This is a genomic window from Lacinutrix himadriensis (assembly GCF_001418105.1).
Taxonomy (GTDB): Bacteria; Bacteroidota; Bacteroidia; order Flavobacteriales; family Flavobacteriaceae; genus Oceanihabitans; species Oceanihabitans himadriense.
This window is the reverse complement of sequence record NZ_LIQI01000032.1, coordinates 191,350-204,288: the sequence shown is the minus strand read 5'-3', so window position 1 is coordinate 204,288 and position 12,939 is coordinate 191,350. Positions and strand designations below refer to the sequence as shown.

The following is a 12,939-nucleotide window of genomic DNA, read 5'->3' as shown; positions in this document are numbered from 1 at the left end:
AATGTATGTTCTATTTGTGTGGTGGTTGTGTGTTGCTAGTTGAATAATGGGTTATTTAGAATGTTTCCGAATTTTAAATTGTTTTGCTTTAGTTTTTCATCGTGCGCCTCATCATACTTTTCATTAGATTTTTCATTCAGGTCTTTTATTTTTTTTATATAAGTATTAGCCTTAACAAAGTTTTTGTCAATTTCATTATTATAGAAATAAAGTCCTGAAACGACACCATTATCTCTATCAAAAACATGTTGTAAATCCATTAAAGCGTAATCAGTAATTACATGTCTATTACCCTGAAATTCTGAGCCAACATGTCTTAATATTGTAATGTTATTTTTAGGAATATTTAAAGATTCAGATAAAATTAATAAATATTGATTTACAATTTTATTTTTCACAAAATCGGGATGACCTGTATTAGTAGGGAATTCAGAAATTATGGTTAAATTTTTTTCTGCACTCCTATTTTTATAATTAAAACAAGTAGTTAAAAAATTAATTAAACTATTTTTTTTCTTAAATTCATTCGCGAAAATATATGGATCAATTAAGATAATGTTTTTACACTCATGAAAACTATTAGATACATCTTTTGTATTCATCCTTATGTCAAATTCTGATCTTAATGGACTCTTAAAAAACTCACCTTTAAAATTATAGTTAGTTCCTTTACACAAAACATTTCGTTTAGATGAAATTTGCATACAATCAACATCACCTTCGAAGAAAATAGAATTAGGTTTTGAATAATCAATATTAGCATCATAACTTTTGTTATATGGTGTTTTAATTATAGTATTTAACCAAGCTGATTTAATAGGATCCTTTTTTTCCTGTATTATATCTAAAATTTCTTTTATAGTGTAGCTTAATTGAAGATGTGATTTGGTGATAATTTGAGTGATTTTTTGATAATTAAGTTTTTCTGTAGAAGTTTCTATACCAACTGAATTATCTTGAATTGATTTGTTATTAAACAAATAATCAAAAAAATCTTTTGAAAGATAAACGTTAGACTCCATTAACTATTTGCTTTTAAAACCAATTCCAAGGCTAAATTATCATTCACATCATAAAAGTCTTTACCAAACCCTCTAGAAAAGCCTCCTTTTTTAGTATACTCCATTTCATAAGGACCTTCTTCATCAAAATAATAAAGCTTGAAACATTTGTTCTCAAGATTTAATAGTTGAGATTTCCTTATCATGTATTCTGAATGTGTTTCTAGAATAAATCTAATACCATAAATTGTATAAGCATCAAGAAACAAATCTGTTAACTTGGCTTGTAAAGCTGGATGAAGGTTGGCTTCTGGTTCTTCAATGATAACCACTTGGTTTGAATGAGAAAATTCAGGAAAATAAAAATACTTTTTTAAGTTGACTTTTTGTTCATCAATTTTTTGAGCAATTTTAAGCAGAATCGTAAATATTTGTCCTGCACCAAAGCCTTTATCGGCAATATTGATTGGCTTTTCAATCCCTTCTTCAAAAACATTAATTACACTTGCCTGTCCATAGATAGATATTATTTCATAGTTTATTCCTATATCGAACTCACTCATCCATTTTATTATAAATTCATCAGCAATTGATCCTTTTTTAATCCCTTTGTTTATCTGTTTTTTTGCTAGTTTACTTATATCATCGGATGTTCCTTCATTTAGAATTAAACGCTCCTGATTATATCTATGAGGTGATAAATGATCTACTTTGAACTGAAATAAATCCATTAGCTCTTCGCTAAAAGTATTTAACTTAATAGTTTCATCCTTGACATCGATATTTCCCACATCCTCTTTACCATCTTTAAAATATGAAATTAAGATTTTATTGAAAATATTGTTTAGATCTAAATCGTTTTGAGATAATTTATCTAATTCAAATGAAGGTGAAAATATTACGTCTTTTGTCGCACTTCTAATTGATTTATTTATGTTCTTAATCTTTTCATTTATTATAACTAAATACTTTGTTAGTTTCTCAAGTTCTGATTTTAAGTTTATTTTAGTTTTTTCATCTATTTTTTTTAACTTATAATCAGCTGAAAGACCAGCTATTGACAAGGCGATTCCAACTACTGGCATTGCAGAACCTAACAACATAATCAAATTTTTTGAAGAAATTGGCAAAGTCGAACTAAGACCAAGTTCTTTTTTCGTTTTCAATTCAAGCTTCTCAATCGTTTTCTCAACCGTTTTTTTCGTGTTTTTTAATCTTTCTTTTTCATTTGACTCATTTAAATAGTTATTTCTAGATAAAAATCTATTGTTAAAATACAAACTATAAGATTCACCTCCTTGTCTTTTAAATTCAATTTTTGATTCATTTTGTTTATTTAAGATTGATAACGATTCCAATATCCCACTTTCAAAATAATCTTGCTTATCAATTAAAGTTGGAGAAAAAACTAGAGCAAACAAATGACCATATCTTTCATACTCAAAAGAAATATTTGATTTTGTATTATTTTTCCAATTGATACAATTGGAATAGTTCTCAATTTTGTGACTACTTGAGTTATCTCCTAAAAAATCTAATTTAAAATGAATTGTTGAATTGGTGTAATCACTCAAAACCATAAGTGCTTTTAATGCACTAGACTTCCCTGAATTATTTTTTCCAGTAAAAAAGGTTATTGGTGCCAAATCAAGTTCCCAAGTCTCCTTAATTTTTCTGAAGTTTGATATTTTAATTTTTTCCATTACTTAGTTTAAAACGTATTATATAATTTAAAAATTGGCAGATATCTTTACCTGCCAATTTTTAATACTATTGTGATAAAGCACAACTGAGGTTTACTTCTTACTTTCCCCCTCATTAGAAGCACTATCTTTTAGTGCTTCTAAGACAACAGGAATAGCTGCTATAGCTATGCCTATTAATAATTGCTTAAATTTAACCATTTCGAAAAATTTAGATTACGCCTACTTGATTTTTTTTAAATTGACCTTTTGGCTTATATCAATTGCCATTAGACTACTTATTTCTTAATGACAATGCAAATATTAGAACTACTTGTGCAATCGACATGCACACGTCTAATTATAATTATTTAGACTATTATTTATTTTCATTTTATATGGTTGTAACACCTATAACCATTACTATAAGACAGGATTTTTTTTTAAAATTCAAGGCTTATATTTGATTTTGTCTTAATCTCCCTGTTGATACCTTTAGAATAATTTTCACTCTTAAGATTACTAGGGGTATCTCCTAAAAAATCTAATTCAAATTGATTTGTTGTATTGGTGTAATCACTCAAACCATAAGTGTTTTTAATACACTAGACTTCCCTGAATTATTTTTTCCAGTAAAAAAAGGTTACTGGTGCCAAATCTAAGCCCCATGTATCCTTAATTTTTCTAAAGTTTGATATTTTAATTTTTTCCATTACTTAGTTTAAAACGTATTATATAATTTAAAAATTGGCAGATAAAGATATCTGCCAATTTTTAATACTATTGTGATAAATCACAATTGAGGTTTATTTCTTATTTTCAATCTTAATCTTATCTATAGCATTTACTATAGCTTCTGAAATAAAAGGAGCTAAAAATATAGCCGCTTTTATTAATCCTTCTTTAAGTCTTTTCATTTCGAAAAATTTAGGTTAGGCCTACTTATTTCTTTTAAATTGACATTGTAGACTTATATCAATTGTCAAAAGAGTGCTTGTTTCTAAATGACAATGCAAATATTAGCACTACTTGCGCAATCGATGTGCACACGTCTAATTATAATTATTTAGACTATTATTTATTTTCATTTTATATGGTCGTAACACCTATAATCATTACTATAAGACAGGTTCTTTTTTTTAAACTCAAAGCTTATATTTGATTTTGTATTAATCTCGCTGCTGACACCTTTAGAATAATTTTCCATCTTAAGATTATTAGGGTTATCTCCTGAAAAATCTAATTCAAATTGATTTGTTGTATTCGTCTAACCTCTTAAAGCCATCACGGCTTTTAAATGCCTATATTTTCTAGAATTATTTTACTCTTATTATAAGTTATTCTAGAAAAAGTAAACTAGGTAAGAATAATCCTCTCCAAGTTTAAGACAATTTACTAAAAAAAAAAAGACAATTTCTTGTTTTTTATACGATATCTGCTTTTCGTTTTTATCCAACACAATGATTATAGCAGAAATTATTAACGAGACAATAAAAATAAAGGTAGCTATTTTGCATACTAATAATTTTTAGCCATCTTTATTACTCGGTCTCGTATCCTTTCTATTAATACTTCTGGTTTTATAACACGTACTTTCTCACCGTGTTCTAAAATTTTGGTCTCTAACTCATAGTTTAAAACAACACTTATTGTAATATCTATAAAACCGTTTTCTAGAGTTTTATGGTTTTCAATGCCTCCTGAAGATTGGGATTCGTGTATTGGCTTGCTATTAATATACGGCCAAAGCTCTTTATTGATTCTTAAAACTATTCTAGTCACATCAGTATCCTTCGGTTTAGTAACACCTATAATATCTTCAAAATATTCTTCAAAATCTATAATTTGACTTGCGTCAAATTTTAAAGAAGCATGCTCGATACATTTAATACGATCTAAAGCTAAATTAGTTAAATTATCATAGCCTTCATTTTTACCAAAAATAAACCATCTGTTATTATATTGTTTTAGGTGATATGGATGAAAAGTAATTTCCTGTTCTATTTCGCTATTAAAAGATTGATAAGTTACTATTAAACTTTGTTGGTTTTGAATAGCTTTAAATAGTGGAGATATAAATTCAGCACCAATAAGAAACTCATTAGTATCGAAACTAATTATCTCTTGATTTTGGTTTGATAGATTAAAAGTTTGATCTAACTTAGGTATTAATTCGTTAACCCATTCAAACTGTGGCAATCCTTTAAAACGTCCTAAAACTAACATTGCTGATTTTAATTGTTCCGCTTCATTTTCATTTAATGGTTGATTCTTTATAGAAAACGAGCTGTCCTCATAACGATAATAAACTCTTCTACCTTCTTTTTTTTTTTCTAAAGGTATAGACCAACCTTGTGAAGACTTCATAAATCTTAAGTCATCATAGAGCTGTCGTTTTTTAATGCCTTCCGAATTATAGTCAAACTCATATAATGCATTATTACAAGCTTCTAACAAGTCTTCGATATAATAACGTTTTCCTGTATTTCTGAAGCATTTATCTAATGCTTGGTATCTAATTATGGCGTTTTTGTTAGTGGACATATTTCTCAAAATTATTTCTTCGATATAAAAGTATATAAATTATGTGCATTGAAGATGCACTGGTTGTGAAAAAATGATATTTCAAGTTTATTCATAGATTCTAATAAAACATCTAAAAGAGATATAGAACTACTTAAAAAGGTAGATTGATATGTCTTAAACGAAGACAAGATTATAATGAGCTAATAGAAAACTACTGGTTTTAAAGGGAGGCGTTTTTGTTGTATTAAAATAATTAGGAGCCGAAGCTTTGATAAATATAGTGCGTAAAAGGATATCAATATTGCTATCTATTTGAATTAAGTCATTTTGATGAATGTTACTACATATAGAAAATGCCGCTATTACATAGGAAGTTGTATTACTTGGTATGCTTTGTATTTAAAAATGAACATCATTTCCTTTTATCCGCACTATTTGAAGTAAAGCTGACTAAGTTAAAAGATTCTCTCATTCTAGATCTAACACGTTCGCCATATTTCTCTTGAAGTTCTTCTGCATTGAGATTGGTTGTAATATGTGTTAGGATGTTTTTTTGTTTAAACACCTCATATCTTGATATGAGTATTTCACCCATTACATTACAATCTTTACCATAATGTCTGCCAATATGTTCAACACCTAAGTCGTCAAAACAGTATGTATGGTGATCGCTATAATCTTCAATCATTTTAAAACCAATACCATTAAAACCAAACACGATATTCCTACAAGGAATCAATGTGTAGGATTTTTTGTGAGGTACTAGATGCGGTAATAATCGCATTAAAGTCGTTTTTCCACAACCAACAGGACCAGATAAAAGGATACCTTTATTGGTGTCGATATCCAGTTTCTTGCAGTATTCGTGATCCTGGATAAAATAGCTTGCTAGTTTGAGTAAGAGCTCTTGGTCGTCTTCGTAGATTTTGAAGTTCTTGCCAAATAATAATTTTCCTTTTACGTCTAGGTAGGTGAGGATTTTAGGGAAATCGTAGGTGATTTCTTTGCCGTTAAAACTTCCTAACTCAAATTGTGTAGCGCCTTCGTAAAGGATACTCGGGTTTTTTAAATTATATGTGCTAGTTGTTTTTGTCATTTTGGAATTCAATTAAGAGATTCCCGCCTTCGCGGGAACTAGAGTGGGTGGTCATAATTTTTATTTCTGATAGTATGTAGATTGCCGCTTTCGGTAGAGCGATGGTTGTCCCGAATTTGGGACTGTTGCTTTTCTGTTTTTAGTTCTGCAGCTTTTAGTATCCAATTTTTGGCTGAAGCATGCCAATCTTCCATTTTAATTTTACCACCTATTTTCCAACCGTTAGCTTGGTAATGGTTATAGAATTTTTGTGCTTCCAATTCTGGTGCCTTTATTTTTTTAAAAAAGGCTATAACTTCTAATTCATTTTTTGGAAGCTCCAGTTTATAACTGTTTTCTATTTGTTTATACTGTTTATTAAAAGGTACCAATGCTTGTCCTTGATTTGGGACGGATAAGTCCAGCGGTTGTCCTACTACTTGTCTTGCATTTGGGATAGTTGATTCCAAATTACTTTGACTTTGCTTCGTAAGATTCCCGTTTACGCGGGAACTAAAGATGAGCATCTTAATCACAGATCCTTTGAACGGATTATGGGATGGTTCATAGATGAGGTATTTGTAATGATGTAATTCTTTGGTGCATCTGTGATAGGTAGATTTAGAACCTATCTTGGATAAACGCATGACCTCTTCCCGGTTGACATGGAAACCGTCGCAAAATCGATTGTAGTTCCATATTTGGAAAAACGCTAAATACAAACTTATGTGCGTTGGATTGAGCCTGCTGTCTTTTGAAAACTGACTAAATACTGCGTTGAGGTGTTTGATATAATTAACTTCTGCCAAAACATATCTTATGAAGCGACACGATTGTCTTTGAGTACTTTTAATATTTCTTCATACTCATAGAGTATAATGCCTCCAATTTTTGTGTAGGGTAGTGTACCGTTGATTCTGAAGTTTTGTAATGTCCCAGTACTCACTTGAAGCATTTCCATTACCTCGGCAGATTTGAGGTATTTCTTTGGTGTGGTTATTGGGTTTTCGGTAAGTAGTTTTTTTAGCTCTCCGAATAATTGCATTTTAAAATCGTGGAGGTCGTCTGTAGTAATAATTTCTGTTGGCATAGTAGAATTTGTTTTAGTTATTATTAAAAGATCCCCGCTTTGGGGAGGTCCCGCATCAAGTGCGGGATAACTTTAAGTACTATCTTATCGAGTTTTACTCTCTATGATAGTACTTATGTTAATTTGACTTTCGTTCTACAAAGCTGGTGTTTTTTGTATTATTTTTTTCGGTAGGTATTCGGTACTACCGAAATAATTTAACAGTTATGAAGTGTAATTTTATGGCCATACATATTGTGTTTATTTAGCGTTATCAAGGTCTATACGTTTTTCAAGACTCGTTTTTAATTGGTCTAAAAACTTTGTGGTGTCTTTTTCTCGATTCTTGATTTCGGCATAGGTTTTATAAAAATTATTGAGTTTGAGGTCAAACAAGGTCGCGCAAACTTCTGCCATTTTACTTAATTCTGCTTGTCCGTTTCTTATAGCTCCAGAACTATGTAAAGCATATAGCAATTCTACTAAGTCTGTTTTTGATGCGGTCCATGATAGTCCGTTAAGAATAGCCGGACTTATTTCTTTTACCGCTATATTCTCATTTTGGATTCGTAACGATTTAAGTTCGAATTGGTAATAGTTAGATAGTAAATCATAACTAATTACTTGCGCTGCTAGATTATCGTGACTAGTAGAAAATTCGGGATCTGTACAATAATGTAACGAGTCTACAGGGAATTCTAGTTTGTCTTTACCTCTTACAAAATAGATATGGTCTAATGATGTACTAGAATATTTTGTGTATTGGAAGAATTCTAAATTCCGTATTTTTTGTTGTTCTAGTTTGTCTATTAAAGCGCATACAAAATCCATTTGTTTTCTGATACCAGCATTTGGCTTTTCACAGGTAAATTGTTTTACTTGTGAAAAAAAGTTAATACGCCCAATGATAAATGGTTTGACTTCTTTAAAGAAATAAATCTCATCCTCTTGATTTCTGAACAAATCCTTTTTTCTAAGCTTTTTCCTTAATTTATTAAGCGTGTATATGGAAAGGTAGAGACCGTTATTTAACACATTAAGATTCCTGAGATTGGACTGTTTTATTAGTCCAATTTCCTTTTTATATTTCGATATTATTAGAGTAACGTGTTGCATAAGCGAGGGTTTTTAATTAACACAATTATCTGAATAATACATTTTCTATACCAAAATGAAAAGGAGTGAAATATTTTTAACAAATCTTAACTATTTCTTTTTGAGTCTTTTATGTTTTTTAATTGTTTCTCTTTGTTTAATAATACTTCCCTAAGCGCATTCATATCATCACTCACTTTGTTTTCTAATACGCGTGCATAAATTTGAGTAGTTGAAATTTTTGTATGTCCTAATAACTTAGAAACCGTTTCAATAGGTACACCATTTGACAATGTAACTGTAGTGGCAAATGTATGACGTGCCATATGAAAGGTTAGGTTTTTCTGGATGCCTACGAAGTTGGCAACTTCTTTTAGAAATACATTCAGCTTTTCGTTTGTTATTTTTGGTAGTAAAGAGTCGTTTACAACTGTAGTTGGATGGTCTTTATATTTATTTATGATATCTAATGCTTGCCTTAATAGTGGAACTTTAACAACGGTATTCGTTTTTTGTCTTTTGGTCATTATCCAGTTACCTCCATCTATACTTAATACTACATTGTTAGGTTTAAGATTCATGATATCCACGTAGCTGATACCTGTATAGCAGCTAAAAACAAATAGATCGCGAACGCGGTCTAGACGCTTGGAAACGAAAACCTTTTCTTCCAGGTTCTTTAATTCCAGTTCGGTTAAAAATTCTCTGTTGGTTTTATCATAGGTCATTTTCCATCTTACAAAAGGATCTCTGTCTATCCACTCTAAGTGATAGGCCAGCGTTACGACTTTTCGTAAACGTTGTATGTGTTTCATCCTCGTATTATTGCTTAATGCTTTGGGGTGGCCTGCTGGCCATATCTCACAAAGGAATAATTCAAAATGACTTAGAAATTCAAAATTGAGTTGGTTGAGGTAAATGTCTGTGGTGTTTTTTTTCTTCTGCAGAAACTTAAATATATAGTTTTCTGTAATTCCAAAATTTCTAATGGAACCAACTGCTAGCGTGTTGGCGATTTTTTCACTGTGATAATCAAAAATATTTTTCAAGGATTTACTTTGCTGCCCATCTCCAGTATACATTGATTTAATCAACTGCGCCGTAATGAGCTCGTCTTTGAATTTTAAGTCTTGATAGATTTGGAAGAGTTGGGTGCTAACTTCATCCATGTAAAGATTGATTTGTCTTGCTTGTGCAGAAGAGCCTTTTGCTTTTTTCTTTTTAGCATCCCATAGAGATAGTGGAACTCGCTTTTTTAAACTAAGGTTTACTCTTTTGCCATCTACAGTAATTCTAATGTAAAGTAGTGCTTCATTGTTAATTGCTCTTGTGGTTTGTAACCAGAAGATTGTTGAAAATGTGTGTTTTGTACGCATAGTTGTCGTCTTTAGATATTAAACATCGTTAGGACGAAAGTCAAATCAACTGTACTCTTTCAAAACTATTATTCTTCAAAGTGTCTGCTTAGCAGACACTTTGAAGGTCTGCTATCCGAAGAGCAGACATTTAAGTTCAATTAATATCAAATTAAATGAATGCTTTAAAAACCAGAAAACCACTCAAATCATAGTGATTGAGTGGTTTTAGTTAGAATTCTCATTCTTTAAAGTGACCTCGACTGGATTCAAACCAGTAACCTCTTGAGCCGTAATCAATTTTTTAAGTATTTGTTTATTACCTGAATATTATGTAAATCCTTTGTTTGTGTACTGTTAGTGCTGTTTTGTTTAATAATGGTTAATAACTATTATATGTTTAATTATATGTTTTTTCTGCAAATATTCTGCAAATTTATATATTTGCAGAAAGCATATAGCAATGAATAATTCTACTAAAGTAAAAAAAGATAATTTTCTTATTTCAATTAAACTAGATAATAGGCGTAAAAAGCAGAGTGGGAAATATCCTGTTAAACTTAGAGTTTATGGAAAAATATCTCAAAAAGAAAAATGGTATGCTTTAGACCTTGATTTAACTGAAAAGGAATTTGATACTATATGGATAAATTCTGAAAACAAAACTTTAAGAGGGAAAAATAAAGAAATACGACTGCATTTACAAGCTATTGAAACTAGAGCGAATGAAGAAGCGAAGCAATTAACAGTTTTTGATTTTGAACGATTTGAAACTCGATTGTTCCGAAAGTCTTCCGATAAAAATAATTTGAAATATTATTTTGATACTATTATTGCTGATAAGATTAAAAACAATAAAATTGGTACAGCCGAAAGTTATAAATACACGATTAATTCTCTAAAAGAGTTTAGTGAAACAAAGAAGAATTGTAAACTGGAAAAGTTAACATTTGATTTAATTAATGCTAACTGGCTAAAAGAGTATGAGAACTTTATGTTAGCTAAAGGTAAAAGTTATACAACAATTGCAATTTATACTAGAACATTAAGAGTTGTTTTTAATAACGCGATAGAGAATAATGACATAAGTAATGATATATATCCATTTGGTAAAAATAAATATAAAATACCTAGAACCAGAAAAGTAAAGAAAGCTTTAAATTCTGCTCAATTAAAAACGTTGTTTGCTGCAGAGGTTAAAAGTGAGAATGAAGCAAAAGCAAAAGCATTTTGGTTCTTTAGTTATGCTTGTAATGGTATGAATTTGAAAGACGTTGCATTATTAAAGTATTCGGATATTGATGGAGATAAATTTTCATATTATAGAGCGAAAACATTTGATAAAACAGCAGAGAAAACAACCATTACTATTTATTTAACAGAGTTTACAAATAAAGTAATAGAAGATTATGGAATTGAAAATAAAAGCGGTTACGTATTCGATATTATAAACATAAATGAAGATAGTGTAACACAATACAAGAAAATTAAAAATTTCACTCGGTTTATTAATGACCATATTAAAAGGATAGCTAAAGCAAACGATTTACCAGCAGATTTATCTACCTATTGGGCTCGACATTCCTTTGCAACAAATTCTTTGCGTAAAGGTGCTAGTATGGAGTTTATTAGTGAAGCCTTAAATCATAGTGACCTTAATGTTACTAAAATTTATTTTGCAGGATTTGAAGATGAAGCCAAAAAAGATTTCGCAAACACAGTAATGGATTTTTAAAAAATGGAGAATATAGTAGAATTGGAAATTATCAATCCAAAGAAAATGGAGAGCTTAATTAAACAAAAAAAACTAAGAGCAAACCCTATTTTAGGATTTGATGTTCTTTTTGAAGAACCACGAATAGAAGGTGTTATTTATAATAATAAATTAGAAAAACTTAATAGTTTAATAAAAGCATTCGAAACATGGTATAGAAATCAACCATTAAATACCGTTTTTTATGGGTTTGTAGATCAAGAAGAATTTAAAGCTATATTAACATCTAAATTTTATTGCATTGTGGCTGAAAGGCATTATGTAAAGGGTAATAAGTTAGTTCTCCATCTATGCACTAAAGAACAACTAATAGGCATTTTAACAGAATTAACAAAACAAATTACAGCTCAATTAAGTTATGCGCATTTTGTTAATAATGGAATAAAATTAAATCATCCTCAAATGATTAGAAACTTAAATATTAGTAAAAGAATTATAGAAATCGAAGAGTCAAAATATGCTAAGAAAGTAAAAAAGAAGCATTATTTGAAAATTATAAAACAGTTTATAAAAGAAGAGTTAAAGTTTTTAAAAGAGGACTTTAAGTATTCATCACAAATAGTTGGTCAACCAGAAAATGATGAAATAACTTTTTCATTTGTTAATAATTTTGATAAAGTTGAACCTGTAGAAGTTTATAATTATTTTAAAAAATCTTTAGTTGATAAAGGTTATTTGTCTTTAGATGATTTAAAGAAATATCTTATTATGGCTTTTGAAAATAAAGAATTACCTAAATCAAAATTTACCTTTTCAAATTTACATATAGAAAAGGTTAGAACTATATTTTATACTTACTTTAAAGATATAGCAATAAATACTCATGGAAAAAAAGAAATTTACGCTGATCTTTTAGGAGGATATTTCAACAGTTTCACGACTAAAAAAGTGATGAATAATTTTGCAGATGGATACAAAATAGTACGTAAATAATACCGATTTACGTATTTGAATACCTTCTTTACGTAAGTTATAAAAACACCTTAACAAACAAATAATATTGCACTATTAATAATTAAAATAGTGTAAAAATGATTCCATTTGAACAAACGCAACAAGATGTTGCTGAGGTAAAAAAAGAGCTTAAAGAATTAAAAGCCTTATTGCAATCTAATGCAAAACAACAAAGTCAAACAGACGATCCTCTAACTATTGATGAAATAGTAAAACTAACAGGTTATACTAAACCTACAATTTATGGTTATTGTCAAAAAAACGAAATACCACACCATAAAAAAAACGGTCGCTTATTCTTTTTTAAAACAGAAATTATAGACTGGATAAAAGAAGGAAAGCAAAAAACGGTTAAAGAGTTACAGGTTTCTGTAGATACATTTTTGTCTAATAAAAATAAGAGATAAA

Annotated in this window: 11 protein-coding genes; 3 read left to right on the top strand and 8 right to left on the bottom strand. The window is 29.5% G+C overall.

What is annotated here, in order from left to right; translation table 11 throughout:
- Nucleotides 1-35 precede the first annotated feature (35 nt).
- The 8 genes from AMD28_RS18105 to AMD28_RS18070 all read right to left on the bottom strand — a co-directional run bounded on the left by AMD28_RS18105 (nucleotide 36) and on the right by AMD28_RS18070 (nucleotide 9,824).
- On the bottom strand, nucleotides 36-1,022 hold the full coding sequence (locus AMD28_RS18105) for a hypothetical protein (RefSeq protein ID WP_055445546.1): 987 nt from the start codon (nucleotides 1,020-1,022) through the stop codon (nucleotides 36-38).
- A complete protein-coding gene (locus AMD28_RS18100; RefSeq protein ID WP_055445545.1) occupies nucleotides 1,022-2,704 on the bottom strand; it encodes an AAA family ATPase in 1,683 nt (560 codons plus the stop codon). The genes AMD28_RS18105 and AMD28_RS18100 overlap by 1 nt, the downstream gene beginning before the upstream one ends.
- 1,497 nt (nucleotides 2,705-4,201) lie before the next feature.
- Nucleotides 4,202-5,227: a helix-turn-helix transcriptional regulator gene (locus AMD28_RS18095; RefSeq protein ID WP_055445544.1), complete on the bottom strand. Its 1,026-nt coding sequence runs from the start codon at nucleotides 5,225-5,227 to the stop codon at nucleotides 4,202-4,204.
- A gap of 394 nt (nucleotides 5,228-5,621) precedes the next feature.
- The gene (locus AMD28_RS18090) at nucleotides 5,622-6,305 is read right to left on the bottom strand and encodes a P-loop NTPase family protein (RefSeq protein ID WP_055445543.1); all 684 of its coding nucleotides are present in this window, start codon (nucleotides 6,303-6,305) and stop codon (nucleotides 5,622-5,624) included.
- A 38-nt stretch (nucleotides 6,306-6,343) separates the two neighbouring features.
- Complete coding sequence (locus AMD28_RS18085; RefSeq protein ID WP_055445542.1) at nucleotides 6,344-7,093, bottom strand: hypothetical protein; 750 nt, start codon at nucleotides 7,091-7,093, stop codon at nucleotides 6,344-6,346.
- Between the two features lie 8 nt (nucleotides 7,094-7,101).
- The gene (locus tag AMD28_RS18080) at nucleotides 7,102-7,374 is read right to left on the bottom strand and encodes a helix-turn-helix domain-containing protein (protein WP_055445541.1); all 273 of its coding nucleotides are present in this window, start codon (nucleotides 7,372-7,374) and stop codon (nucleotides 7,102-7,104) included.
- A 240-nt stretch (nucleotides 7,375-7,614) separates the two neighbouring features.
- Nucleotides 7,615-8,316, bottom strand: a complete 702-nt coding sequence (locus AMD28_RS18075) for an RteC domain-containing protein (RefSeq protein WP_241492546.1) — start codon at nucleotides 8,314-8,316, stop codon at nucleotides 7,615-7,617.
- 239 nt (nucleotides 8,317-8,555) lie between these two features.
- Nucleotides 8,556-9,824, bottom strand: a complete 1,269-nt coding sequence (locus AMD28_RS18070; protein WP_055445540.1) for a site-specific integrase — start codon at nucleotides 9,822-9,824, stop codon at nucleotides 8,556-8,558.
- A gap of 442 nt (nucleotides 9,825-10,266) precedes the next feature.
- Here AMD28_RS18070 and AMD28_RS18065 point away from each other — a divergent pair, with 442 nt between their 5' ends.
- The 3 genes from AMD28_RS18065 (at nucleotide 10,267) to AMD28_RS18055 (ending at nucleotide 12,938) form a co-directional block, all read left to right on the top strand.
- On the top strand, nucleotides 10,267-11,538 hold the full coding sequence (locus AMD28_RS18065) for a tyrosine-type recombinase/integrase (RefSeq protein ID WP_055445539.1): 1,272 nt from the start codon (nucleotides 10,267-10,269) through the stop codon (nucleotides 11,536-11,538).
- 3 nt (nucleotides 11,539-11,541) lie between these two features.
- Nucleotides 11,542-12,510 carry a hypothetical protein gene (locus AMD28_RS18060; protein WP_055445538.1) on the top strand — a complete coding sequence of 323 codons (969 nt, stop codon included), beginning with the start codon at nucleotides 11,542-11,544 and terminating at the stop codon, nucleotides 12,508-12,510.
- A 98-nt stretch (nucleotides 12,511-12,608) separates the two neighbouring features.
- Nucleotides 12,609-12,938, top strand: a complete 330-nt coding sequence (locus AMD28_RS18055) for a helix-turn-helix domain-containing protein (protein WP_055445537.1) — start codon at nucleotides 12,609-12,611, stop codon at nucleotides 12,936-12,938.
- Nucleotide 12,939 lies beyond the last annotated feature (1 nt).